Below are 24,419 nucleotides of genomic sequence, written 5' to 3' on the forward strand. Positions count from 1 at the left end.
GAGTTGGGAAGGAAGCTAACGTCGCACGGAGGGACCGACAAGAGCGGAGGAAATGGGACGAGACGTATATTCCCTAGCCACTATTTCCTAGCCCTGCGGTCCGGCCGGCTGAGGTCAAAGGCCGTAGACCCTGGTGGCCGTGCCCGCGAAGACCTCGGTGCGGTCGGCCGTGCCGAGGCCTTCGGTCAGCTCCCGCGCCACGGACAGCACCTCGCCGTACGTCGCCGACAGCGTGCAGACCGGCCAGTCCGAGCCGAACATCAGCCGCTGCGGGCCGAACGCCTCCAGGACCACCTCGGCGTACGGGCGCAGGCCGTCGACGGTCCAGGAGGTGAGATCGGCCTCGGTGACCATGCCGGAGAGCTTGCAGACGGTGTTGGGGAGTGCGGCGAGGGCGCGGATCTCGGACGTCCAGGGTTCGCGGGCGCCGGATGCGATGGGCGGCTTGCCCAAGTGGTCCAGGACGAAGATGAGTTCGGGCAGCGCGGCCGCCGCCTTGGCGCAGGCGGGCAGCTGGTGGGGCAGCACCAGGAGGTCGTAGACCAGCCCCGCGTCCGCCACGGCGGCCAGTCCGCGCCGTACGTCCGCACGCAGCAGCCACTCCGGGTCGGGCTCGCCCTGCACCTGGTGGCGGATGGCCTTGAGGTACTGCCCGCCGGGCAGCTCCCGCAGCCGGGCCAGTTCCTCGGCGACGTCCGGGCGGGTGAGGTCGGTCCAGCCGACGACGCCCGCGATCAGCTCGTGCCCGTCGGCGAGGGCCAGGAACTCCCGGGTCTCTTCGGGCACGGTGACGGTCTGGACGAGGACCGTGCGGTCGACGCCGGCCGCCCCTGTCTCAAGGGTCAGGTCGGCGACGGCGAAGTTCCGGCGCAGCGGCTGGAGTTCGGTACCGGTGATCCAGTCCTGGTCGCGGACGGAGAGGTCCCACACATGGTGATGGGCGTCCACGACGCTCACGGCAGCTCCCACACGACAGGCAGTCCGGCGGCCGCGCCCTCGCCGGAGTAGTCGAGCAGCTCGGCCATGCGGGCCTGCCAGACCACGTTGACCGGCAGTTTCTCCAGCTCGGCGAGGAGGCGGCCGTAGTCCTCGCACTCCAGGACGTGGAAGAGGTCGGTACCTCCCCCACGCTCGAATGCGCTCGCGCGGGGGGACCCCCACCGCCAGATCGTCCAGGAGGTCGCCCCGGCGGCCCGGATGGCGTCGGTGAGCTCCTTCGGCACCTCCCGGTGGGCGGCCTCGTACTCGGCGACGCGGTCCGCGCGGACCTTGGTGTGCAGGGCGACTCTCATGACGGCTCCTCCGTGACCAGGAGTCCGGTGTCCCGCAGCTCCTGCCAGAAGGCGGCGGGTACCGGTGTGGCGAACTGATCGGCGCAGTCGTGGACTTCCGCGGCCGAGCGGGCGCCCACCAGGACGCTCGTCACCGCCGGGTGGGCCGCGCAGAAGGCCAGCGCGGCGGCGCGCAGGGTGATGCCGTGCCGCCGGGCGACCTCCTTCATGCGCAGGGCCTTGTCCAGCAGCTCACCCGGCGCCTCGGCGTAGTTGTATGTCGCGCCCGGCTTCGGGTCCGCGAGCAGACCCGAGTTGAAGGCTCCGCCGATCACCACGCGGACGCCTCGTTCGACGGCCGCGGGCAGCAGTTCGGTGAGCGCGCTCTGGTCGAGCAGCGTGTAGCGGCCCGCGCACAGCACCACGTCGACGTCCGTGTCGCGGACGAAGCGGGTGAGCATCTCCGCCTGGTTCATGCCGGCGCCGATCTCGCCGACCACGCCCTCCGAGCGGAGCTTCTCCAATGCCGGGTAGCCCTCTCGGAAGGCCTGTTCGGCGTGGTCGTCGGGGTCGTGGAGGTAGACGATGTCGACCTGGTCGAGGCCGAGCCGCTCCAGACTGGCCTCCAGGGTGCGTTGGATGCCGTCCGCGGTGAAGTCCCAGACGCGGCGGTGCGTGGCGGGTACGGCGAAGCCGTGTCCCAGGTCGTCGCCGCCGTCGGCCTGTGGCTCCAGGCGGCGGCCCACCTTGGTCGAGACCGTGTACTCCTCGCGCGGGTGCTCACGCAGGGCGGCGCCGAGGCGGCGTTCGGACAGGCCGAGGCCGTAGTGGGGTGCGGTGTCGTAGTAGCGGATGCCGCGCTGCCAGGCGGCGGACACCGCCTCGTGCGCCTGCTCGTCGGTGACCTCGGTGTAGAGGTTGGCGATGACGGCGGCTCCGAAGCCGAGCCCGCGGGGGATGCTCACTGGCTCACCGGCCGCAGGCGCAGTCCCTGCATGCCGCCGTCGACGGCGAGGGCGGTGCCGGTCGTGGCACCGGAGAGCGGGCTCGCCAAGTAGGCGATGGCGCCCGCGACTTCGGCGGCCGAGACGAGTCGTCCGGTGGGCTGGCGGGCCTGAAGGGCGGCGCGCTCGGCGGCCGGGTCCGGGGCGGAGTCGAGGAGGCGGCCGACCCAGGGTGTGTCCACGGTCCCCGGGTTGACGCAGTTGACGCGGATGCCCTCGCCGATGTGGTCGGCGGCCATGGCGAGGGTGAGCGAGTACACGGCGCCCTTGGTCGCGCTGTAGAGCGCCCGCTGCGGGAGGCCGGCGGTGGCCGCGATGGAGCAGGTGTTGACGATGGCCGCGTGCGACGACACGCGCAGATGGGGCAGGGCGGCGCGGGCGACGCGCACCATGCCGACGACGTTGACGTCCATGACCCGGTGCCACTCGGCGTCGTCGTTGTCCTCGACGGTGCCCAGGGCGCCGATGCCGGCGTTGTTGATCACGACGTCCAGCCCGCCGAGGTCGGCGACGGCGGCGGCCACCGCCGCACGGACGGATTCGTCGTCGGTGACGTCGGCCCGGTGCCCGAGCAGCGGCTTCTCGACCGAGGACGGATCCAGATCCAGTACGGCGACCAGGGCGCCGCGCTCGGCCAGCAGCTCGGCGGTGGCCCGGCCGATCCCGGAGGCGCCGCCGGTCACCAGAGCCTTCAGGCCCTCGAAGTCGGTCATGCCGCGTGCCCCTTCTTCTGCGTCTGTTCCTGCGACTTCTTCTGGGTCTTCTTCTGCGTCCGGAGGTCGGCGGCCCAGAAGTCGCCGCCGGGGAACGTGTACCGCGCGATCGACTCGGGCCGCATGGCGGCCGAGAACCCCGGCGCGGTGGGTGCCGTGTAGTGACCTTCCCTGATCACCACCGGGTCGAGGAAGTGGTCGTGCAGATGGTCGACGTACTCGATGACGCGGTCCTCGGTCGTGCCGGTGACCGCGACGTAGTCGTACATCGACAGGTGCTGGACGAGTTCGCACAGTCCGACACCCCCGGCGTGCGGGCAGACGGGTACGCCGAACTTGGCGGCGAGCAGCAGGATGGCCAGGTTCTCGTTGACGCCGCCGACGCGGGCCGCGTCGATCTGGAGGACGTCGAGGGCGCCGACCTGGAGGAGCTGCTTGAAGACGACCCGGTTCTGCACGTGCTCGCCGGTGGCGACCTTGACCGGGGCAACGGCCTCGCGGACTGCCGCGTGGCCGAGGACGTCGTCGGGGCTGGTGGGCTCCTCGATCCAGTACGGGTCGAACTCGGCGAGGGCCTCGGTCCAGCGGATCGCCTCGGCCACGTCCCAGCGCTGGTTGGCGTCGATCGCCATGCGGATGTCCGGGCCGACGACCGAGCGGGCGACGCGGCAGCGCCGTACGTCGTCCTCCAGGTCGGCGCCAACCTTCAGCTTGATCTGCCGGAAGCCGTCGGCGACGGCCTCGGCGGCGAGCCGGGTGAGCTTGTCGTCGTCGTAGCCGAGCCAGCCGGCGGAGGTGGTGTAGGCGGGGTAGCCGCGCTCCAGGAGCCGGGCGAGACGCTCCTGCGCACCCTCCCGGCCGCGGCGCAGGACGGCCAGCGCCTCCTCGGGCGTGAGGGCGTCGCTGAGATACCGGAAGTCGATCTGGCGGACGACCCACTCGGGGTCGGCATCGGCCAGCAGCTGCCACAGGGGCTTCTCGGCGCGCTTGGCCGCCAGGTCCCACACGGCGTTCATGACGGCGCCGATGGCCATGTGCATCACGCCCTTCTCGGGGCCGAGCCAGCGCAGCTGGCTGTCGCCGATCAGGTCGCGGTTGAGGGTCCCCGGGTCGGCGCACAGCTCGTCGACGGACCGGCCGACGACATGTCCGCGCAGCGCCTCGATCGCGGCGACCTGGACCTCGTTGCCCCGCCCGATGGTGAAGGTGAACCCGTGCCCCTCCAACCCGTCCGCCGCGTCGGTGCGCAGCACGACGTACGCCGCCGAGTAGTCGGGGTCGGGGTTCATCGCGTCGGAGCCGTCGAGCTCGCGCGAGGTGGGGAAGCGGATGTCGTAGGTGTCGACCGCGCAGATGCGGGCGGGGGTGCCGGGGGTCGGGGACACTGAGGGCCTTTCGGTCGGTGGCGGGAAGGCGTGCGGTCAGTCCTGGGCACGGCCCGTGGTGACGCGGGCGATCATGAGGGCCACCAGAATGATTCCGCCGTAGATGGCCTGGATCCAGAACGACGGGACCTGGGCGAGGGTGAGCAGGTTCTGGACGACGCCCAGAAGGAGTACGCCGGTCAGGGCGCCGAACATGGTGCCCTTGCCGCCGTCCAGGCTGATGCCGCCGATCACCGCGGCCGCGAACACGGTGAAGATCATGTTGTTGCCCTGGTTGGCGCTGATGGCTCCGACGTAGCCGGTCTGGATGATGCCGCCGACGGCCGCGAGGGTGCCCGCGACGACGAACACGCCGAGCATCACGCGTTCGACCCGGATTCCGGCCGCGCGGGCGGCGTCCGCGTTGCCTCCGATGGCGTACAGCGCTCGTCCGACGCGGTGGTACTTCAGCACGAACCCGGCGGCCGCGAAGGCCGCCGCCGCGAGCCACACCGACATCGGGATGCCGATGAAGGTCGTCGTGGCGAGGGAGTAGAAGCCGTCGGGCATCCCGAACAGGGTCTTGCCCTTGGTCGCGCCGACCAGCAGACCGCGCAGGACGATCAGCATCGCGAGCGTCACGATGAACGCGTTGAGCTTGAACTTCACGACGAGGATGCCGTTGAAGGCCCCGACGGCCGCGCCGGCCACGAGGACCGCCGGCAGGGCGAGTGCGGCGGGGAGTTCGGTGCCCCAGCCGGAGCCGGCGGCGGGCAGGACGAGGAGCGCTCCGATGGCGGGCGCGATACCGACGACCGACTCCAGGGACAGGTCGAACTTGCCGGTGATCAGGACCAGCGACTCGGCCAGCACGACCATCGCCAACGCGGCGGAGGCGCCGAGGATGGAGATCAGGTTGCGCTCGGTGAGGAACGAGTCGTTCACGACCGCGCCGAGCACCATGAGCAGCAACAGGGCAGGGACCAGGGCGAGTTCGCGGGCACGGCGAAGCAGGACCGTCCTGGCGGCACGGGCGTCCGGCACCCTCACGGGCAGGGCCGGTGGGGCCTTGGTGTCAGCCATGGTTGTCCACTCCTTCGATGGAGGCGATCAGCTCGTGGTCGCGCCAGCCCGCCGGGTGCTCGGCGACGACGCGGCCGTGGAACAGGACGAGGACGCGGTCACAGCGGCGCAGGTCGTCGAGCTCGTCGGAGACGACCAGTACGGCGATGCCGTCCTCGCGGGCGCTGTCCACACGGGCCAGCAGGGACTCCTTGGACTTCACGTCGACCCCGGCGGTGGGGTTGATCAGCACGAGCAGCCGGGGTTCGGAGGCGAGCGCGCGGGCCATGACGACCTTCTGCGCGTTGCCGCCGGACAGGTCGGAGACGGGCTGGTCGGGGCCCTCGGTGTGGATGCCGAGGCGTTCTATGAGGCCGGTGGCGAAGCCGCGCTTGCGTTCGGTGCCGACGAAGCCGAGGCGGCCGAGCCGTTCGAGCACGCTCATGGTGGCGTTGTCGCCGATGGTCATGCCGGCGACCAGGCCCTGTTCGTGCCGGTCGCGCGGCACACAGGCGACGCCCGCCTTCAGGGCGGCCCGCACATCCCCGAACGGCAGCCGCTCACCGCCCAGTTGAGCGGATCCGCCGGTCGGGGTGTGCAGGCCGGCGAAGGACTCCGCGAGCTCCACCTTGCCGCTGCCGCTGATCCCGGCGAGTCCGACGACCTCGCCGCGGCGCACGGCGAGGTCGATGTTCTGGTACGCCGGTGAGGTCAGCCCGTGGGCTTCGAGGAGGACGGGGGCGTCGTGGTCGACGTCCCTGGGGTCGACGGCCTGCTCGGCGATGGCTTCGAGTGACTCCCCGGCCATGGCCTCCACCAGCGCCCGGCGCGGGAGTTCGGCGACCGGTGCGGTGGTGATCCAGCGGGCGTCGCGCAGGACCGTGACGGTCTGGCAGACCTCGTAGACCTCCTGAAGGTGGTGCGAGATGAACAGGAAGGTGACGCCGGAGTCCTGCAGCGCCCGCATCCGCGTGAACAGCCGCTCGATCTCGCGGTTGTCGAGCTGGGCGGTGGGCTCGTCGAGGATGATGAAGCGGGCGCCGAAGCTCAACGCCCGGGCGATCTCCACCATTTGGCGGTCCTCGACCTTGAGGTCTGCGGTGCGCGCCTCGGGGTCGACGTGCACGTCCCAGGTGGCGAGGAGTTCGGCGGCCTCGGAGCGCAGCCTGCGCCAGCTGATGAAGCCGCGCTGGAGGGGCTGGCGGTTGATGCTGTGTTCATCCGGGGGACAACCCCCGGCCCCCCGGCCGACCTTGCGATTCAGGCGCGTTGACCTGGCAGCGTGGATTTCGGCGATGAAGAGATTCTCTGCAACCGTCATTTCCGGGACGAGGGTGGGCTTCTGGTAGACGCAGGCCACTTTCCGGCGCCAGGCGTCGCGGTCGGCCGGCGGGGGCGCGGGTTCGCCGTCGAAGCGGACCTCGCCCTCGTCGGCGGCCTGGAGTCCGGTGAGGATGTTGACCAGGGTCGACTTGCCGGCGCCGTTGCGGCCGACGAGGGCGTGGGACTCGCCGGGCAGGACGGTGAGCCGTCCGTCGGCGAGGGCGGTGGTAGGGCCGTAGCGCTTGACGATGTCCCGCGCTTCGACGAGCGGTGTGATCACGGCCGTACTCATCGGACCGTGTTGCCCCAGAGCTTGGGGTCGTCGACGTTGTCCTTGGTGACCAGCGGGGCGGGCAGCTGGTCCTCCAGGATGCCGCCGGGGAGTTTGACGATGGTCGAGTCGTGGTCCGTCGGGCCCGGCTCGAACGTCTTCCCCTCCATGGCCGCCTTGATGTAGTACATGCCGTACTTGGCGTACAGGTCGGCGGGCTGGGAGACGGTCGCGTCGATCTCGCCCTTGCGGATGGCGTCGTACTCCTGCGGGATGCCGTCGTTGGAGACGATCGTGATGTGCCCGTCCTGGCCGGCTTTCTTCAGCATGCCCTTCGACTTCAGGGTCTGGAGGGTGGGCGCGAGGTAGACGCCGCCGGCCTGCATGTAGATGCCCTTGATGTCGGGGTTGGCGTTCAGGAGGGTGTCCAGCTTGGAGGCCGCGGTGTCGGACTCCCACTTGGCCGGTATCTCCAGGACCTTCAGCTTGGGGAAGTTCTTCTTCACGCAGGCCCGGAACGCCTCGGAGCGGTCACGGCCGTTGACCGAGGCGAGGTCGCCCATGATCTGCACGACCTTGCCGGAGGGGATCTGCTCGCCGAGGTACTGACAGGCCTTCTCGCCGTACGCCACGTTGTTCGCGCGCACCACCATCGCGACCCTGCCCTTGTCCGGCGCCACGTCGACCGCGACGACCGGCACGCCCTTGCGCTCGGCCTGATCGAGGCCCGCCTCGATGGCGGCGCTGTCCAGCGGGGCGACGACCAGGCCCTTCACACCCTGGTTGAGCTGGTTGTTGATGTCGGTGATCTGCTGCGAGGGGTCACTGTTGGAGTTGACCGTCTTGAGCGTGTCGACGCCCTGCGACTCGGCCATCTTCGGCACGTAGTCGTTGTACGACTGCCAGAACGGCGAGGTCAGCAGGGGCAGGATCACCCCGACCTGCCCGCTGCCGCCGCCTTCGGCGCTCGACGCGCCGGTGTCCTTGGTGCTGCCGCACGCGGCGAGTACGAGCGAGGCGCCGGCGACCGCGCACACCGCCCTCACCATCCGTGACCTGTTCTGCTTCCGCGCTGTGGTGCCGGGCATCTGGCGGCTCCTCGTTGAGCGTGTTCGAGCACATGGTTCGAGCAGATGCCCGCATATTTATCAGACCACTTCGGCGAAACAACACCCTTCGGAGGGAGTTTTTCGCCGTATCCAGCCGTAGTGGTCGGACCAACCTGGTGATTACACTGCCGGTCACGAGGCGCCCGCAGGCACCTCGGGCGACGGGAGGAACGGCGTGGACGAGACAGCCCCCCAGAAGGGCACCGTCGAGACGGCCCCGCAGAAGGGCACCGTGACGCAGCGCGCCATCGAGGCGGTCAAGGCGATGATCGCGGAGGGCCGGCTGGAGCCCGGTCAGCGACTGCCGACCGAGCGCGATCTGGCGGCGCGGCTCGGTATCTCCCGCAGCTCGATGCGCGAGGCGATCCGCGCGCTCACGGTGCTGGGGGTGCTGGAGGCCCGGCACGGTTCGGGCATCTACGTCACCCAGTTGGAGGCCGGCGATCTGCTGGAGACGTTCGGCGTGGTGGCCGACCTCTCCCGGGGCCCGCGTCTGGTGGAGCTCCTGGAGGTGCGGCGCATCCTGGAGTCGACGGCGACGGCTCTCGCGGCGGCGCGGATCACTCCGGACCGGCTCGCGGAGGTCGAGAAACACCTCACGGCGATGAACGCCACGGACGACCCCGAGGAGATCCTCGCCCACGACCTGGCCTTCCACCGAGAGATCGCGGCCGCCGCCGGCAACGAGACCATGGCCGCGATCCTGGAGGGCCTGTCCTCCCGCACGTTCCGCGCCCGCGTGTGGCGCGGCTACCAGGAGGAGGGCGCCTTCGCCCGCACCCGCCGCGAGCACGCGGCGATCCATCGGGCCCTGGTCGCCCACGACCCGGAGGCGGCCCGGGCGGCGGCTGCCGCGCATGTGGGCGAGGTGGAGGAGTGGCTGCGGACGCAGCTGGGTTCGTAGCCCGGACCTGAGGTCGCCAGTGCGCCGACCCTTCGGGTTCACCGGGTTGGTCAGCCGGAATTGCTCAGCAGGATTGAACGGAAGCCCAGTTGATCCCGCAGGTGGCAGAGGTCTGATTCGGTCGCGGCGGCCGGGGGAACGGTGCGGCGCTCCCCCGGCCGCTCGACGCTCCGGCTACACCCACTCGCCTCGCGCGAACGCGTAGCTGACCCCGACGAGCTGCCACAGCGTCTCGAGTTCGGCCGCGTCACGCGGCCCGTAGATCATGACGAGTGTCTCCGGGACCTTCCCACTCCGCACCAGCGGGTGGTGCTCGGCCCACCCGCTCTCGATCGCCTGTGCGGCGATGTCGGCGGGCAGCGCCGCGTGGAGGCTGCCGTCGAAGGCTCCGTGCAGGTGGACGAACTCCTGGCCGATCAGGAACGCCTCCTTCGGTCCGCGCGCGAGTGCCGGGTGAAGGTGCAGTGCCCGCGTCTCCGGCAGCGAGATGCCGCTGGGCCCGGTCCGGACTCCCTCGAGCGTGCCCATCCGCCGCCAGAGCTCCTCCTGGAGTTCGGCCGGGGAGGTCTGGTCGAGCTGCTGATGCGGGACCTCCGGGCCGGTCGCCGGCCGCTCGCCCGGCCTGGTGGGCAGTTCGAGCGGCTTGATGCCGATCTTGTGCGGCATGGGTCATCCTCCTGTTTCAGCCCCGAGCCCGATCGGCTCACGGTGCTGTCCCCCGGGGCTCAGTGCAGTTGACATCGCCTCGACCGAAGTTACTATCCTTGGGATAGTAGTTACCAAGGAGTAAGTGACTGTCGATGCCGCAGGTTCGACAACAACCGGTCGACCCGTGTCCGTTCGGGCCCGTCGTCGACCTCGTGTTCGGCCGCTGGACCGCGCACGTGCTCTGGGTCCTCGCGTACCACGGCCGGGTCCGGTTCAAGGAGCTTCAGGGGTACCTTCCGGAAATCACCCCCAAGGTCCTTACCGAGCGACTTCGCCAACTCGAGCGGAACGGGCTCGTCGCGCGCACGTACCACCGCGAGATCCCACCGCGCGTCGAGTACGAGATGACGGCGCTCGGCCAGTCGCTCGTGCCGGTGTTCCGGACACTCACCGCGTGGTCCGACGAGCACCTCGACGAGGTACAGGCAGCGCAGCGCGACTACGACCGCGAGCATGCTCTGACCGGAACTGCCGGGGGTGTAGCGGCTGAACCTGTTCGTGCGCGCGACAGGGCCTAGGTGTCGAGGACCGCCTCCATCACCTCCCGGGCGATGGGTGCGGCCAGTCCGCCGCCGCTGATGTCGTCACCGTCGGCGGCATCGTCCTGTACCACCACGGCGACGGCGACGGAGGCGGGTGAGCCGGGTTCCGGCTTGGCGTAGGAGATGAACCAGGCGAACGGGCGCTCGCTGTTCTCGACACCACTCTGAGCCGTTCCGGTCTTGCCACCGACCTCGACGCCGGAGATCGCGGCCGAGGTGCCCGTACCGCTCTCGACGACCGCCCGCATCATTTCCTGCAGTTTGTCGGCGTTCGTCTCGGAAAGCGGTCGGCCCAGCGACTCGGGTTCGCTCGCGGCCTCCTTCACCAGGTACGGCTTCATCAAGCTGCCGTCGTTGCCGACGGCCGCCGCCACCATGGCCATCTGGAGCGGCGTGGCGGAAGTCTCCCACTGGCCGATCGCGCTGAGCGCGTTCGGGGCAGGGTCCGCGTCGTCGGGGTACACGGACTCGACCGCACGGACGGGGACCGATGGTTCGGAGTTGAAGCCGAACTTCTCCGCCTGCGCGCGCATCTTCCCGCTGCCGAGGTCCGAGCCGATCTTGCCGAACACCGTGTTGCAGGATTCGATCAGTGCCAGCCGAAGCGAGACGTTCTCGCAGAGCGTGTCGGCGGTGTTCCGCAACTCGGTTGCGCTTTCCGGCAGTTTCCACGGCACGGGTGAGTCCGTCTTCTCGTCGATGGAGTCGTACAGTCCGTTCTCCAGCGCGGCAGCGGCGGTGACCACCTTGAACGTGGACCCTGGCGGATAGGCCTGCCGCAACGCCCGGTTGAGAAGCGGGTGGTTCTTGTCCTTCCGGAGTTTCTCCCAGGCCGTGCCGTCGGCCGACGAGGAGCCGGAGAAGCTCGACGGGTCGTACGACGGCGCCGAGGCCAGCGCCAGGATCGCACCGGTACGCGGATCGAGGGCGACGACGGCTCCCTGTCTGTCTCCCAGCCCCTCGAAAGCCGCCTTCTGAGCAGCGGAGTCGATGGTGGTGGCCACGTCGCCGCCTTTGTCCTGGCTGGATCGCGTGGCGGTCAGAATGTCGTCCTCGGCCGCTTCGAGGAGCGAGGTGCCGTACGCCTGTGACGCGTACCCGGTGACGTGGGCGTAGAGCGGGCCGTCCGTATAAGTCCGCACATAACGCCGGGTACCGCCCGTGTTCTTCGACCCTGTCACGGATGCGCCCTGGACCAGGATGTTCCCGCGAGGCCGGTCGTAGCGGGAGACGGGACGGTCACCGGACGGGCGCAGCAGCACCACGGTGACGATGGTGCTCATGGCCAGCAGTACGGCCGTACCGTGGAACAGCCGTCCCCTCAACGGCCGGTCGGTGAGCGGGATCAGGCCGCTCACACCCGTGTACACGGCGGCGCCCGCCCCGAAGACATAGAAGCCCGGCCCGACGTCCTCGTCACGCGTGACCACGGTGAGGACGCCGAGGGCGATCACGGCGCCGACGCACAGGGCGACTTCCAGGGCACCCGATCGTCGCAGCAGTTGCCGGTCCGCGCCCCGCATCCTCGACCAGCCGGCCGCCACCACCGCTGACGCGGACAACGCCCCCGATACCAGCACCAGCGCGGGCCACGCACCGCCGCGCGAGATCGACCCGACCGCCGCGGCCAGCATCACGGCAGCACCGACCGCCTTGCCTCCCAGCAGGGTCCGCCGTCCCGCCGGGAGCGAGCCGAGGCTCGGGCGAGGCGGTACCGGCTTCTGCAAGGTCACGACGGGGGGCACGGTCGCAGGTGCGATCTCCGCCCGCACCGTCAGGGCGCACTCCCCCGCCGCGGTGTGCACCATCACGCGGCCCTCGTATACGCCCGGCGTCTCGGCGACCGCCGAGAGCGCGATTCCTTGAACGCTGCGCCGAACGCGCAACCATTCACCGGTCGAGGAGAACGTCATGGTCGCCCGCACCACCGGGGGACCGAACACGGGGACGTCGACTTCCGGTCCCGGCCTGCCGAGCGGGATCACGCCGAGGTCACAGTGGCCGTCGGGGATCCGTGGCGCCGCGGCGCCGCGTGCATGCCGGGCCGCCTCACGCACGCTCGCGCTGTCGTCGCGGGCGAGCCGGTCCAGCTTGGCGAGGGCGGCCAGTGCCCGCGCCGCGTCCGGGCCGTCGATCACGGTCCTCAGCTCGGCGACCGCACGGAGCCGCTGCTCCGGTGCCGCCGGTCCGGTCTGAACGGCGACGCCCAGCGGCAGGGTCACCGGGTCCGGTCGCCGCGCTGCGCGGGCGATGGTGAGATCGCCGTACGCGCCGAACATCCACAGCTGCGGGTTCTGGTTCGGGGTGACCGCGCGGATTCGTTCCCCTATGTACTCCGCCAGTTCCGCCAGACCGACCACACCGTCCCCGCCCAGGTCGGCGTCTCCGGTCCGCAGCCCGTCGACAAGGGCGCCGGTGAACAGGGACGGTCCCGGCCGCCCCTCGGACAGCCCAGCGCCCATGGTCGATCCGGCGGCCGCGCTCGGCACCACGCGGCTGCCCTCGAAGGCGTATTCGACGGCACTCGACGCGGTGAGCACCGCCCGGCCCCGTTCGCCCCCCACGCGCTCCAGCACACTGAAGCTGTCCTCGACGTGCACCTCGGGGTCGGCGCGGCTGAACAAGCCTCGCTCGAACGCCCCGGCGTAGCAGCAGTCCAGCATCACCGCGGCCCGTCCGGCCCGACTCCGCATCATCAGCCTGCTCACGTACTCGGCCGGAATCGCTGTCGACTCCAGTCGCGTACGGACGGTGTCCGCTGCCGCGAGGAAGAGCTTTCCTCCTTCGTCCTTCAGGCCGTGGCAGGCGAAGTGCAGCAGCAGTGTGTCCGTCACCGAACAGTCCGCGAAGAAGTCCTCGACCCCACGGCGCAGTTCGTGGGCGCCCGGATCGGTCAGCACCTCCACCGTGAAGGCGCCGATCGCCGGGTCGCCCAGAACCCGGGCGAGTTCGGTGGCGTCGCGCAGCGGCGCCCACAGGGCGCGCAGACTCGGATCCTCGTACGAGCTGGTGGCCACCAGGAGCGCGTGGCGCCGGCTCTCCCTCATGACCGTTCTGCCGTCACCAGCGCGAGCCATTCGTCGGCGAGGCGCCGCTGATCCGCGCTGTCGACACCGGTGAGTTCGAGCCGGTGCCCGTCGATCTCCAGCACCACCGTCCGGGAACCGGTCCGGGCCATCCAGTCCCGGACGACTGCGACCACGCCTTCCAGCAGAGGCAGCGACGGTTGCAGGGCGACCGCCAGGGCGCCCAGCGCCTCGACGAGACCGGACCGGCTGTTCGGTGGGGCGGCACCGGCCTCCATCGGCCCGACCCGGTCGACGTCGAACGCCAGCAGGTCCTCGCGCAGCGCCTCCAGCTGCCAGGGCTGCGTGGCGGCCGCCTCCTGGTGTCCGAGGGCGACAATGCTCAACTCCTTGGACATGAGCCCTCCCCCGTGCGGGCCCCTGCGGCGGGCGCGGAACGGGGCCACGGCGTGTCCAGTGTGGCAGCCATGGCGCCGTGCGGCGACCCGGTTCTGACACCTCATCAGCCACTTACGCCGTCAATCACCCCCTTGTACGCACACCTCAATGCGGACGCGGATCGGCCGCCGACCGCGAACACCGAGGGCCGCTCCCCTCACCTCCCGTACGAGGGGAACGGCCCGTCTCATGAGTGCTCCGGCGCGCTACGGCTTCACGTCGAAGCCGTGCTCTCGGCCGAGCTTCTCCAGTGACGTCTGGCCGGGGATGCCATTGGCGTCATCGCCGGTGAAGCCGCAGCGACGCTGCCACGCGGCGTACGCCTTGACGGTGCCCGTGCCGAAGTGGCCGTCGGCGAGCTTCGATTCGAGGAGTCCCTCCGCGACGAGCGCCTTCTCCACGGTCTTCACACCGGCGTACGACACGGGCGTGCCCGCCTTGGCCGGGTCGTGCGCGGCCGCGGCGACCACCTTGGACACGTCGATGACTGGGCGCGGGCCGGGCACGGGCGTCGAACCACCGGGTCGCGGGGCGCCCTTCTTCACCCACGCGTACAGGTGCTCGCCCGGGCACGCCGTGGCGTGGCCGTCCCGGTGCCCCTTGATCTCGTTGCCGGCACCGTGGCGGCGCAGCAGCTCGATGCCGTCGCGGATCGCGCTCAGCATCGCGTCCGTCGGCTTGGTGAGCCCCTTGTCGCCGACCAGGCCGACGATCGCGTAGTGGGCGCGGTTGAGAGCCTTGTTGCCGTTCGCCCCGGTGCGCCTGCCGAGGCCACGGCCCTCCAGGAGATAACCGTGCGGGCAGGCACCGTAGTTGTAGGCGATGTCCGAATAGTTCTCCTTCTCGTTCGCCAGGTGTGCCTTTCTGATCGACTTCCACTCGGCGATGCAGAGGTCGTGGTCTTCGAGGAGTGTGGCGCTGACCGTCGTGCCTTCGTAGTGGACCTTCACGCCCTTGGTCGACGTCTGCGGGTCTGCGGCGGATGCGGGCCAGCCGAGCTGGGCGCGTGTGACGAGCTTCAAGTCTGCCTCCAGGAAGCGCTTGCGTAACGCCAATCCCGATGATTGTGAGGCCAGTTGCCGTCCGATTCACGACGACGCGCCACCGTTGGCCGTCAGTGGCCCCGGGCTCGCCGAAGCCGAAGCGTCACGAGCTCGAAGGGCCGTAGCCGCAGGGCGACTTGACGGCCGTCTCGTGCGGGCGTCTCGGGCAGCGGCCGCTCGAGCAGGTCCGTCGCCACGACGTCCGCGACCTCGAAGCCCGCCGCCAGCGTGGCCCGTACCCGGCCGCCGTGGGCCTCGTGCAGGCGCACCACCACATCCCCGCTTCCGTCGTCGGCCAGCTTGACAGCCGTGATCACGACCGCGTCCCGGTCCACCGTCACCAGCGGCGCCACCTCCCGGGCACCGGTGATCCGCCGCTCCGGCAGATTGATCCGCCAGCCCTCGCGCACCGCGTCCCCGATGCCCGCGCCGGGCGCCAGAGCGTGCCGGAAGCGGTGGACGCCCTGGTCGGTCTCGGGGTCGGGGAAGCGCGGGGCACGCAGGAGGGAGACCCGGACCGTGGTGGTCGTGCCTCGGTCGCCGTCGGTGCGCACCGTGCGGGTCACGTCGTGGCCGTACGTCGAGTCGTTGACGACGGCGACGCCCCAGCCCGGCTCCTCCAGGTGGACGAAGCGGTGGTTGCAGGCCTCGAACTTGGCCGCCTCCCAGCTGGTGTTGGTGTGCGTGGGGCGGTGGAAGTGACCGAACTGGGTCTCCGAGGCGTACCGTTCCGCGTGCACGTCGAGCGGGAAGGCGAGCTTGAGGAACTTCTCCGTCTCGTGCCAGTCGACCTCCGTGTCGATCAGCAGCCGCCGGTCCCCCGGCGCGAGCGACAGCCGTTGGGTGACGCGCGAGGTGCCGAAGGACCGGACGATCCGCACCGAGGTCTCGTCGTCGCCGGGGGCGATCTCGTCCACGTCGGTCAGGTCGGTGACCGTGTGGCGGTAGAACTCGTCGACGTCCCAGGCGTCCCACATGTTGGGGAAGTCGGGATGCAGTTGGAGGAGGTTCGCGGACCGGTGGGGGGCGATCGTCTCGCGGTCGCCCTCGATGTCGTACGCCGAGACGACCAGGCCCTGCCCGTCGATCTCGATGCGCAGCAGGCCGTTGTCGAGGACGAAGCCGCCGGCCGGACGTTCCGTGCGTGCCGTTAGGCCGTCGGTCACCGGGGTGCGCGCACCGCCCGCCGGTACGCCCTCGCGCGTGTGCGGGGCGGCGTTGAAGACGAGTTCGGTCCCCCCCTCGCCCGCCAGGGCGCGCTGGGCCGACTCGATGATCGCGGTCAGCTCACCCGCGAGGCGCTCGTATGTCGCGCGGGCCTCCCGGTGCACCCAGGCGATGGACGAGCCCGGCAGGATGTCGTGGAACTGGTGCAGCAGCACCGTCTTCCAGATGCGGTCCAACTCCTCGTAGGGGTAAGGGGATCCGGTGCGTACGGCGGCCGTCGCCGCCCACAGTTCGGCCTCGCGCAGGAGGTGTTCGCTGCGTCGGTTTCCCTGCTTGGTCTTCGCCTGGCTGGTGAGGGTGGCGCGGTGGAGTTCGAGGTAGAGCTCGCCCACCCAGACCGGCGCGTCGGGGTACTCGGCCTCGGCCTTCTGGAAGAACTCCTGCGGGGTCTCCCAGACGACGGTGGCGGAGCCTTCGAGGTCGCGCAGCCGGGCCGCCTTGGCGACCATCTCCCGGGTGGTGCCGCCGCCTCCGTCCCCCCAGCCGGTGGGCGCGAGGGAGTGCCGGGCGACTCCCTTGTCCTTGAAGTTGCGGGCCGCGTGGGCGATCTCGCCGCCCTTCATGGAGCAGTTGTAGGTGTCGACGGGCGGGAAGTGGGTGAAGATCCGGGTGCCGTCGATGCCCTCCCACTGGAAGGTGTGGTGCGGGAACCGGTTGGTCTGGGACCAGGAGATCTTCTGCGTCAGCAGCCACTTGGAGCCCGCCGCCCTGATGATCTGCGGCAGTCCGGCGGCGAAGCCGAAGGTGTCGGGCAGCCAGGCCTCGTCGTTCTCGATGCCGAACTCGTCGAGGAAGAACCGCTTGCCGTGCACGAACTGCCGTGCCATGGCCTCCGAGCCCGGCATGTTGGTGTCCGACTCCACCCACATCCCACCGGCCGGCACGAACCGCCCCTCGGCCACCGCCTTCTTCACCCGCGCCCACACCTCGGGCCGATGCTCCTTCACCCACGCCCACTGCTGGGCCTGCGACATGGCGAACACGAACTCGGGCTCGTCCTCGATGAGCGCGGTCATGTTGGCGGTCGTACGGGCCACCTTGCGCACGGTCTCGCGCAGCGGCCACAGCCACGCCGAGTCGATGTGGGCATGGCCGACGGCGCTGATGCGGTGGGCGGACGGGACGGCGGGCTCGGACAGCACCGTCTCCAGCCGTACCCGAGCCTGCGCCGCCGTACCGTTGACGTCCTGCAGGTCGATCGCGTCCAGCGCCTTCTCCACCGCCCGCAGGATCTCCCAGCGCCGCGCCGACTCCACCGGCAGCTCGGCCATCAGCTCGCCGAGCACCTCCAGGTCGAGCACCAGCTGCCACACCGTCTCGTCGAAGACGGCCAGGTCCATGCGGGTGAGCGTGTACTGGGGTGCGCTTCCGGCGGTCTCCTTGTCGCCCAACCGCGTGGGCAGGAAGGGGTGGTAGTCGAGGATGACGGGGTTGGAGGCGGCCTCGATGTGCAGGCGCACCTCCTCGCCGCCCTCGACGGACGCACCGACGCGCACCCACTGGTTGCGCGGGTTGAGGCCCTTCACCGGCGTGCCGTCGGGCCGGTACACCAGGCCCTCGCACTGGAAGCCGGGCATGTTCTCGTCGAACCCGAGGTCGAGGAGCGCCTCGACGGTCCTCCCGGCCCACGCCTCGGGCACGGTCCCGGTGACCCGGAACCAGCTGGTGCCCCAGGGAGCACCCCAGCGGGCGCCCACCTCGATCGCCTCGGGTTCGGCCGCGAGTCCCTCGGCGACCGGCACCGGCTCGCCGGGCGCATGCCACACCGCCACCTCCAACGGCACGGACTCGGGGTACACGGCGGGGCGGATGCGCTCGTCGAGGACACGCTTGAGGCGGGCCTCGACCAGGCTGCGGTCGTCATGCATGCGGGGTGCTCCGTAGGTCGTCGGGTGCGGGTGGTTACCAGGTGTGGGTGACGGTCGCGGGGGCCGACGTGGTGTACAGCTCCCCTACGGCGCGCAGTTCGAACCGTGCCTCCCGTTCGCCCTGTTCGGGCCGCAGGCCGCCGACGAAGAACGCGCTCTGACAGGTGCCGCCGAGGAAGCGCCGGGTGCCGTCGGGGAGGAGGCGGTGGAGGGTGTGGTGGCGTGTGGCTGACGCCATCGCTTCGTTGCCGGCGCCGGGGGCGGAGGCGGGGGCGGGCGTCCAGGCGAAGCGCAGGTCGCCGTCGCTCGCGCCGGTGATCCTGAGGGCGGTGGGCGCGGCGGGCGTCTCCGGGGCGTGGTGGACCGCGATGCCGCCCAGCCTCCATGCCACCGGCCCGCCGTTCGCGGTGAGCCGGACGCCGATCGCGTGTGCGGTGCCGGTCAGGCCGGTGAGCCGTACGGTCGAGGTCTGCCAGGTGCTGCCCGAGTCCACCGGGAAATACGTGTACGGCGGTGTCGCGCCCGGTGTGCTCGGCTCGGCGGTGGCCACCGCCAACTCGACGGTCACGTTGCCCGCGTCGGTCCGGTGCGTCAGCTCGACGACCGTGTCACCGGTGATCGGCAGCCGTGTCGCATACACGTCCACCACCGCGGGCCGGTCCAGGGCACCGGCGACGAGCACACTGCTCCCGCCGCGCCAGGCGTCCTCGAAGTCGAAGGTCACAGCGGGCCGCTGCCCGTCGGTGTGCACGACCCAGCGCCGGGACGGCAGCCGGTCCTGCAGCCCCAGGTGGTTCCACGGGGCGTCCGAGGTCACCACCCCGTCCTCGAACCACCGCAGCCCGTGCCCGGTGTTGAACACGCTCCCGAACGGAACCGACGCCACCGTCGACCGGTCGGCGACCGACACCGCCGGCGCGCGCCAGCTGTCCACGCCGTCCGGCCGCGACGGATCCAGTGACCGCCCGGTCCAGAACCGGTCGTCGGCGGCATGGAACTCCCCCGGCCCACGCCCGTCCGCCGGAAGGTGATTCCGCGTCCACTCGGGCCGGTAGAAGCCGACCGACACGACGTGCGCCTTGTCTCGCGGCACGATCGCGTCCCAGTTCACGGACGAGTTCCAGCCGTTCGCCTCGACATCGACGCCCGCCCACAACTCGTAGCGGTCGCGGCCCAGTTGCCCGGCCCGCTGTCCCGACGACGTCAGCTTGGCCGCCGTCCAGCGGAAGTCGACGAACATGGAGTCGGCGGCCTGGAAGAACGCCTCGTTCTGGGAGTTGAGCGCCCCCTGCCAGCTCACGGACCCGTTCACGGTCATCGAGTCGTACCAGGTGACCCGCTGCCCCTCGGCCCTGGCGAGTGTCTTCAGCTCGTGCAGGAAGCCGAGCATGTCCGCGCCCAGCGCCGCGTTCCCGCCGCTCGTCTCGGCGTTGACGAACCAGCCGTCGAAGCCGTACGCCGCCGCGACCGCGACCAGCCGTTCGGCCAGCGGATACCGCCCGGCCGCGTCCTTCTGCACCAGGTCACGCGTCCACTGCAGCTGCCCGCCGTAGGCGACGGGCGGCAGGAAGATGTTGCCGAGGACCGGCACGCCGTGCCGGTGGGCGGCGTCCACGATCGGGGCGTTCGGTGCCAGGATCAGCCCCTCGCCGGAGGAACCGCCCCAGAACACCAGCTCGTCGATGTACGCCCAGTGGGTGAGGGCGTAGTAGTCGGCGGTGGCCGAGCCCTGGGAGGGGTTGGCGGCGGTGGGCCCGAAGGACACCAGGGACTGGATGCGGGCCTGGCCCGCGCGGGCGGTCGTGTTCGCCGGGGCCGGAGTGAAGCGCGGGGCGAGCGGCACGGTCGCCGCGTTGAAGGCGAGGTCCGCGTCGTCGGCCGGGCGCCAGGACTTCAGGCTGCGCCAGGTGATACCGGTGCCGGGGGTGCCGGAGGGCAGCGAGTCCGGGTACCAGTAGGAGGCGTACGGCTGGAGGGCGGCGGCCTTCGGCCGGGGAGTTGCCGCGGCCGGAAGCGAGGGCAGCAGTGCGGCCGTGGCGCCGGCGATGAGGACGGTGCGTCTGGTGGGGTTCACGAGCGGGTGCCTCCTGGTGGGGTGGGGAGTACCTGATCGGACGTGACGACTTCGGTGATGCCGCGCGCGGCGAGGTGATCGGCGTCCGCGGCGCGCTCGTCGAGGACGGTGGTGGGGCGGGCGCCGTCGGCGACCAGCCGGAAGAAGGCGTCGTAGACGGGGCCGCCCGGTGCGCACAGGGAGCGCCTCGACGGATGGGCGGGAACGACCAGCGCCGTGGTGCGGGGTGCCGGGGCGTACGTGTGCTCGCCGGCCGCCTTCGTCAGCGCCCGCGCGATGTCCTTGGGCCTGCGGTCGTTGGTCAGCAGGCCCAGCCCGTACTCGAGTGAGGGGAAGTCGGCGAGGTCCCGGGACACGTCATGGGAGCACCACCAGGTGATGCCCCACAGGTCGGGACAGTCCAGGGCGTTGGCAACGGTGGCCTCGGTGAACGCGGCCGCGTGCTCGGGCGGGACCAGGGGCGCGGGCGCGCCGACCTCCTGGAGCCAGACGGGCCGGTTCGGGTCGTCGGCCCAGGCCTTGCTCAGCTCGACCAGGTACGCGGCGTGGTGCTCGGCCGGCACCGAGGTGCGGCCGTGCCGCTGGGCGGTGCCGTTGAACACCCAGGAGTGCACGGCCGTGACGGCACCCATGCGTGCGGCCTGCGCCGGGGTGAACGGCTGGTCGTCCTGGTACCAGGTCGCGTCGTACTCGGCGTGCAGGTGCAGCTTTCCGGGGGCGCCCTCCTCGCAGGCGGCGAGCAGCCGCGCGAGCCAGGCGTCGATCTGGCCGGACGTGGCCCGGTCGGGGTCCGGGTGGGGTCCCGCGGAGAACTGGTTGACCTCGTTGCCGAGGGTCATGCCGAGGAAGTTGGGCCGGTCGGCGAGCGCGTGGGCCAGCGTCCGCAGATAGGCCGCCTGGCCCTCGACGACCTCCGGGTCGGTGAAGAGGTTGCGCCGGTGCCAGGTCCGCGTCCACGCCGGCACGAAGTCGAAGCTGCTCAAGTGCCCTTGCAGACCATCGACGTTGACGTCGAGCCCTCGCTCGGCGGCGGCGTCGACGAGTCGCACGAGATCCGCGACCGCCCGCTCGCGGATCAAGGTGCGGTTGGGCTGGAAGTACGGCCACAGGGGGAAGACCCGGATGTGGTCGAGGCCGAGCGCGGCGACGGAGTCGAGGTCGGCGCGCACGGAGTCGAGGTCGAAGTCGAGCCAGTGGTGGAACCACCCGACGCTCGGGGTGTAGTTGACGCCGAAACGCACGGCAGAAGGCATGCGGTGTCCTTGCACTCGGTGGGGGAGGTTCAGCCCTTCACCGCGCCCTCGCCGACCCCGCGGAAGAAGTACCGCTGGAGGCAGGCGAAGAGGGCGATCAGCGGCGCGACGGCGATGATCGTGCCCGCGGCGACGAGGCGTTCGTCGTTGGCGAAGGTGCCGTGCAGATAGTTGAGGCCGATGGTCAGCGTGAACTTGGACGGGTCGCTCAGCACGATGAGCGGCCACAGGAAGTCGTCCCAGGCGCCCATGAAGGCGAAGATCGCGACGACGGCGAGGGTGCCCTTCACGGAGGGCACCGCGATGCGCAGGAACCGCTGCCAGACGTTGGCCCCGTCGACGTAGGCCGCCTCCTCGATCTCGTACGGCAGGTTGAGGAAGGCGTTGCGCATCAGCAGGACGTTCATCGCGCCGATGCAGCCGGGCAGCACCACGCCGATCAGGGTGTTGTTGAGGCCGAGCTCCCGCATGGTCGTGAACTGGGCGATGATGATGCCCTCCACGGGCACGAGCATCGCCAGGATGAAGGCGAGGGTGGCCGCGCGACGCCCCCGGTAGCGCAGCCGGGCGAGGGCGTAGCCCGCGAGCGCCGCACCGACGCAGTTGGTCACCACGTTGGCGGTGGCGACCTTCAGCGAGTTGAGGGCGTAGTCCCAGACGGGGATGGTCTCGGCGACCCGCTCGTAGTTGTGCAGGGTGGGGTCGCTCGGCAGGAACTTCGGCGGGGAGCTGAAGATGTCCTCGGTGGGGCCCTTGAGCGAGGTCGACAGCTGCCAGACGAACGGGCCGACGGTGAGGGCGAGTACGGCGAGCAGGAGCAGGTAGCGCAGGACGAGCTCCCACACTCGTATCCGGCGCCCGTGTTCGTCGGTGACGCGGGGTTCGCGAGCGGTCGCCGGCTTCGCGGCGGCGGGCCGCACCTTCTCCAGCACGCTCATGACTCGTCCCTCCGGTCGGCGCGCAGCACGAGCAGCATCAGCGCGACGGTGACGACGAAGACGACGACCGAGATGGCCGAGGCGTAGCCGACTCGGCCGGTCAGGCCGGTGCCGGTGCGCTGGACGAGCATGACGAGGGTGGTGTCCTCGCCCGCCGGTCCGCCGCTCGGGCCGGCCATCAGGTACACCTCGGAGAACACCTTGAAGGCGGCGACCGAGGAGAGCGCCCCGACCAGGACCATCGTCGAGCGGACGGCGGGCACGGTGACCGTGAGGAAGCGGCGGACCGCGCCCGCGCCGTCCACGGCTGCCGCCTCGTGCAGTTCGCGGGGCACGTTGGCGAGTGCCGCCAGGTAAATGATCATGTAGTAGCCGAGGCCCTTCCAGACCGTCACGGCCATGGCGCTCAGCAGGAGCAGCCACTGGTCACTGAGGAAGCCGACGCGGCCGACCCCGATGGTCTCCAACAGTGAGTTGACCAGTCCGCGTTCGTCGAGCAGCCACACCCAGATCAGTCCGACGACCACGATCGAGGCGACGACCGGGGTGTAGAAGGCGGACCGGAAGAAGGTGATGCCGGGGATGTTCTTCTGCACCAGAAGCGCGAGCAGCAGCGGCAGGATCACCAGCGCGGGCACCACTCCGACGACGTACAGCGTGCTGTTGCGCAGCCCGACCCAGAACATGTCGTCATTCAGCAGCTCGCGGAAGTTCGCGAGGCCTACGAACTCGCCCGGGATGAGCGTGCGGCGGTCGGTGAAGGCGTTGATCAGCGTGGAGACGAACGGGTACAGGATGAAGGCGCCGGTGATCAGCAGGCCGGGTGCGGCGAACAGCCAGGGACTCACCGGCAGCTGGCGCCGCACCGGTGTCACGGAGGACATGGCTAACCCTGCTGCCGCAGAAGCCGGTCGCAGGCCTCGACAGCGTTGTCAAGAGCTTGCTTCGGACTCTGCTTGCCCTGCAGCGCCTTGGCGACCTCGTTGCGCAGCTCGGTTTTCATCTGCTCGCTGAACAGCACGGGCGTGTAGTTGACGGCGTCCTTCAGCGACTTGGCGGCGGCGATCCGCACGCGCGTCTCGTCGGTGCCGTCCTCCTTGGTGAAGTACGGGTCGTCGAGGGATCCGGCGGTGCTGGGGAAGATAGCGACCTGCTTGGCGAACGACATCTGGCGCTCGGCGTCGGTGACGAAGTGGGCGAAGGCGACCGCGGCGGGCGTGCGCTTGGTCTGCGCGTTGACCATCACGCCCATCACGTACATGTTGACGTGGCCGGTGCTGGTGATCTGGTCGGTGATCCCGATGTTCTTGTACAGGTTCGGCGCCTGCTTCTTGAAGTTGCCGAGGTCCAGCGCGCTGCCGGGGTTCATGGCGACGGCCTCGGTGAGGAACTTCCTTCCGGACGACTCGGGGGTGGCGGTGAGCGCCTGCGGGTCGAGGGCTTTGGCGTCGTACAACTCCTTGTATTTGGTGAGGAGTTCGACTCCCTTGGCGTCATTGAAGGCGAAGGCGGTGCCCTCCTTGTTCATGAGCTCGACGCCGTAGCGGCCGAAGTCCTCGATGGTGGGCACGTTGGCGAGGGTGGCGACCTTGCCGTCGGTCTCCTTCGCCATCTTCAGGGCGGCGGAGAAGACCTCGTCGTACGTCTTCGGCGGCTGGTCCGGGTCGAGGCCGGCCTCCTTGAAGAGGGACTTGTTGTAGAAGAGCGGACCGGTGTTGAGGTACCAGGGGAAGGCGTACGTGCCCGTCGTGCCCGGTATCCGATGACTGGCCCAGGCCCCTTCCAGATACTCCTTCTTGTACTGCCCGGCCGCCTTGTCGAGGTCGAGCGCCAGGCCCGCCTCGGCCAGCGGGGCGACCAGGTCGGGCGAGACGTTGACGACGTCCGGGAGCGTGCCGCCGGCCGCGTCCGCGCTGATCTTGTCGGCGTAGCCCTCGGCGGGCTGGTCGATCCACTTCACGTCGGTGCCCGGGTACTTCTTCTCGAAGTCCGCGATCACGCCCTCGAAGTAGTCCTTGAAGTTGGCGCGCAGGTTCCAGGTCTGGAAGGTGATGTCGCCCTCGACCTTGCCGGAGGCGTCGGCCGTGCCGCCGTCGCCCCCTCCCGAGCCGCAGGCGCTGAGCGGCAGGACGACACAGACGGCGAATGCGGCGGCGAGGGCTCTACGGGAAACAGGCACGGCGAACCGGCCTCCTTTGCGGGCGGGTTGGCGAACGAGGCAGACCCTGCACGCTGATCCGGCAGCCCGTCAATGACCCTCGCACAGCTAATTTCTTTAGTG

The 24,419-nt window shown here is 70.4% G+C and carries 19 protein-coding genes and 2 pseudogenes; 2 read left to right on the forward strand and 19 right to left on the reverse strand.

Features of this window, described 5'->3' with window-relative positions; translation table 11 throughout:
* Positions 1-114: 114 nt before the first annotated feature.
* The 8 genes from EJ357_RS04740 to EJ357_RS04775 are packed head-to-tail and all read right to left on the reverse strand — an operon-like array spanning position 115 to position 8,096.
* The gene (locus tag EJ357_RS04740; protein ID WP_126388908.1) at positions 115-957 is read right to left on the reverse strand and encodes an amidohydrolase family protein; all 843 of its coding nucleotides are present in this window, start codon (positions 955-957) and stop codon (positions 115-117) included.
* The gene (locus EJ357_RS04745) at positions 954-1,292 is read right to left on the reverse strand and encodes an L-rhamnose mutarotase (protein ID WP_126388910.1); all 339 of its coding nucleotides are present in this window, start codon (positions 1,290-1,292) and stop codon (positions 954-956) included. Before EJ357_RS04745 ends, EJ357_RS04740 begins: the two co-directional genes overlap by 4 nt.
* The gene (locus EJ357_RS04750) at positions 1,289-2,236 is read right to left on the reverse strand and encodes an aldo/keto reductase (RefSeq protein WP_126388912.1); all 948 of its coding nucleotides are present in this window, start codon (positions 2,234-2,236) and stop codon (positions 1,289-1,291) included. Before EJ357_RS04750 ends, EJ357_RS04745 begins: the two co-directional genes overlap by 4 nt.
* The gene (locus EJ357_RS04755) at positions 2,233-2,988 is read right to left on the reverse strand and encodes an SDR family NAD(P)-dependent oxidoreductase (protein ID WP_126388914.1); all 756 of its coding nucleotides are present in this window, start codon (positions 2,986-2,988) and stop codon (positions 2,233-2,235) included. Before EJ357_RS04755 ends, EJ357_RS04750 begins: the two co-directional genes overlap by 4 nt.
* On the reverse strand, positions 2,985-4,373 hold the full coding sequence (locus EJ357_RS04760) for an L-fuconate dehydratase (protein ID WP_126388916.1): 1,389 nt from the start codon (positions 4,371-4,373) through the stop codon (positions 2,985-2,987). The genes EJ357_RS04755 and EJ357_RS04760 overlap by 4 nt, the downstream gene beginning before the upstream one ends.
* 36 nt (positions 4,374-4,409) lie before the next feature.
* On the reverse strand, positions 4,410-5,435 hold the full coding sequence (locus EJ357_RS04765; RefSeq protein ID WP_126388918.1) for an ABC transporter permease: 1,026 nt from the start codon (positions 5,433-5,435) through the stop codon (positions 4,410-4,412).
* A complete protein-coding gene (locus EJ357_RS04770) occupies positions 5,428-7,029 on the reverse strand; it encodes a sugar ABC transporter ATP-binding protein (RefSeq protein WP_126388920.1) in 1,602 nt (533 codons plus the stop codon). The genes EJ357_RS04765 and EJ357_RS04770 overlap by 8 nt, the downstream gene beginning before the upstream one ends.
* On the reverse strand, positions 7,026-8,096 hold the full coding sequence (locus EJ357_RS04775; RefSeq protein WP_126388922.1) for a sugar ABC transporter substrate-binding protein: 1,071 nt from the start codon (positions 8,094-8,096) through the stop codon (positions 7,026-7,028). Before EJ357_RS04775 ends, EJ357_RS04770 begins: the two co-directional genes overlap by 4 nt.
* 196 nt (positions 8,097-8,292) lie before the next feature.
* Here EJ357_RS04775 and EJ357_RS04780 point away from each other — a divergent pair, with 196 nt between their 5' ends.
* Positions 8,293-9,021, forward strand: a complete 729-nt coding sequence (locus tag EJ357_RS04780) for a FadR/GntR family transcriptional regulator (RefSeq protein WP_126388924.1) — start codon at positions 8,293-8,295, stop codon at positions 9,019-9,021.
* A 174-nt stretch (positions 9,022-9,195) separates the two neighbouring features.
* Here the strand turns inward: EJ357_RS04780 and EJ357_RS04785 are convergent, their stop codons facing one another.
* Positions 9,196-9,687: a luciferase domain-containing protein gene (locus EJ357_RS04785; protein WP_126388926.1), complete on the reverse strand. Its 492-nt coding sequence runs from the start codon at positions 9,685-9,687 to the stop codon at positions 9,196-9,198.
* A gap of 134 nt (positions 9,688-9,821) precedes the next feature.
* Between EJ357_RS04785 and EJ357_RS04790 the strand changes: the two genes are divergently transcribed.
* Entirely contained in the window at positions 9,822-10,247 is a 426-nt protein-coding gene (locus EJ357_RS04790; protein WP_126388928.1) for a winged helix-turn-helix transcriptional regulator, read from the forward strand.
* Here EJ357_RS04790 and EJ357_RS49090 read toward each other — a convergent pair.
* The 10 genes and pseudogenes from EJ357_RS49090 to EJ357_RS04835 all read right to left on the reverse strand — a co-directional run.
* A pseudogene (locus tag EJ357_RS49090) lies at positions 10,244-11,503 on the reverse strand (peptidoglycan D,D-transpeptidase FtsI family protein); the annotation flags it as partial. The gene EJ357_RS04790 and the pseudogene EJ357_RS49090 overlap by 4 nt on opposite strands.
* Before the next feature lie 1,089 nt (positions 11,504-12,592).
* A pseudogene (locus EJ357_RS49095) lies at positions 12,593-13,348 on the reverse strand (caspase family protein); the annotation flags it as partial.
* The gene (locus EJ357_RS04800; protein ID WP_126388932.1) at positions 13,315-13,695 is read right to left on the reverse strand and encodes a hypothetical protein; all 381 of its coding nucleotides are present in this window, start codon (positions 13,693-13,695) and stop codon (positions 13,315-13,317) included. The gene EJ357_RS04800 and the pseudogene EJ357_RS49095, both read right to left, overlap by 34 nt.
* A gap of 246 nt (positions 13,696-13,941) precedes the next feature.
* On the reverse strand, positions 13,942-14,757 hold the full coding sequence (locus tag EJ357_RS04805) for an N-acetylmuramoyl-L-alanine amidase (RefSeq protein WP_126388934.1): 816 nt from the start codon (positions 14,755-14,757) through the stop codon (positions 13,942-13,944).
* A 92-nt stretch (positions 14,758-14,849) separates the two neighbouring features.
* Positions 14,850-17,873 carry an alpha-mannosidase gene (locus EJ357_RS04810; RefSeq protein WP_126388936.1) on the reverse strand — a complete coding sequence of 1,008 codons (3,024 nt, stop codon included), beginning with the start codon at positions 17,871-17,873 and terminating at the stop codon, positions 14,850-14,852.
* A gap of 34 nt (positions 17,874-17,907) precedes the next feature.
* Positions 17,908-19,947, reverse strand: a complete 2,040-nt coding sequence (locus tag EJ357_RS04815; RefSeq protein ID WP_126388938.1) for an endo-beta-N-acetylglucosaminidase — start codon at positions 19,945-19,947, stop codon at positions 17,908-17,910.
* Positions 19,944-21,200 carry a glycoside hydrolase 5 family protein gene (locus EJ357_RS04820; protein ID WP_126388940.1) on the reverse strand — a complete coding sequence of 419 codons (1,257 nt, stop codon included), beginning with the start codon at positions 21,198-21,200 and terminating at the stop codon, positions 19,944-19,946. Before EJ357_RS04820 ends, EJ357_RS04815 begins: the two co-directional genes overlap by 4 nt.
* A gap of 29 nt (positions 21,201-21,229) precedes the next feature.
* A complete protein-coding gene (locus EJ357_RS04825; RefSeq protein WP_126388942.1) occupies positions 21,230-22,138 on the reverse strand; it encodes a carbohydrate ABC transporter permease in 909 nt (302 codons plus the stop codon).
* Positions 22,135-23,022, reverse strand: a complete 888-nt coding sequence (locus EJ357_RS04830; protein ID WP_126388944.1) for a carbohydrate ABC transporter permease — start codon at positions 23,020-23,022, stop codon at positions 22,135-22,137. Before EJ357_RS04830 ends, EJ357_RS04825 begins: the two co-directional genes overlap by 4 nt.
* Before the next feature lie 2 nt (positions 23,023-23,024).
* Positions 23,025-24,317, reverse strand: coding sequence for an ABC transporter substrate-binding protein (locus EJ357_RS04835; protein ID WP_126388946.1), 1,293 nt, complete (start codon positions 24,315-24,317; stop codon positions 23,025-23,027).
* Positions 24,318-24,419: the final 102 nt, after the last annotated feature.

This window comes from Streptomyces cyaneochromogenes (assembly GCF_003963535.1).
In the GTDB taxonomy this organism is placed as follows: domain Bacteria; phylum Actinomycetota; class Actinomycetes; order Streptomycetales; family Streptomycetaceae; genus Streptomyces; species Streptomyces shaanxiensis.

Bases quoted from the DNA above. Each gene is read 5' to 3' on its own strand.
- EJ357_RS04745 (WP_126388910.1), bottom strand. From the start codon at position 1,292: ATGAGAGTCGCCCTGCACACCAAGGTCCGCGCGGACCGCGTCGCCGAG.
- EJ357_RS04755 (WP_126388914.1), bottom strand. From the start codon at position 2,988: ATGACCGACTTCGAGGGCCTGAAGGCTCTGGTGACCGGCGGCGCCTCC.
- EJ357_RS04765 (WP_126388918.1), bottom strand. From the start codon at position 5,435: ATGGCTGACACCAAGGCCCCACCGGCCCTGCCCGTGAGGGTGCCGGAC.
- EJ357_RS04770 (WP_126388920.1), bottom strand. From the start codon at position 7,029: ATGAGTACGGCCGTGATCACACCGCTCGTCGAAGCGCGGGACATCGTC.
- EJ357_RS04775 (WP_126388922.1), bottom strand. From the start codon at position 8,096: ATGCCCGGCACCACAGCGCGGAAGCAGAACAGGTCACGGATGGTGAGG.
- EJ357_RS04785 (WP_126388926.1), bottom strand. From the start codon at position 9,687: ATGCCGCACAAGATCGGCATCAAGCCGCTCGAACTGCCCACCAGGCCG.
- EJ357_RS04790 (WP_126388928.1), top strand. From the start codon at position 9,822: ATGCCGCAGGTTCGACAACAACCGGTCGACCCGTGTCCGTTCGGGCCC.
- EJ357_RS04800 (WP_126388932.1), bottom strand. From the start codon at position 13,695: ATGTCCAAGGAGTTGAGCATTGTCGCCCTCGGACACCAGGAGGCGGCC.
- EJ357_RS04810 (WP_126388936.1), bottom strand. From the start codon at position 17,873: ATGCATGACGACCGCAGCCTGGTCGAGGCCCGCCTCAAGCGTGTCCTC.
- EJ357_RS04820 (WP_126388940.1), bottom strand. From the start codon at position 21,200: ATGCCTTCTGCCGTGCGTTTCGGCGTCAACTACACCCCGAGCGTCGGG.
- EJ357_RS04825 (WP_126388942.1), bottom strand. From the start codon at position 22,138: ATGAGCGTGCTGGAGAAGGTGCGGCCCGCCGCCGCGAAGCCGGCGACC.
- EJ357_RS04830 (WP_126388944.1), bottom strand. From the start codon at position 23,022: ATGTCCTCCGTGACACCGGTGCGGCGCCAGCTGCCGGTGAGTCCCTGG.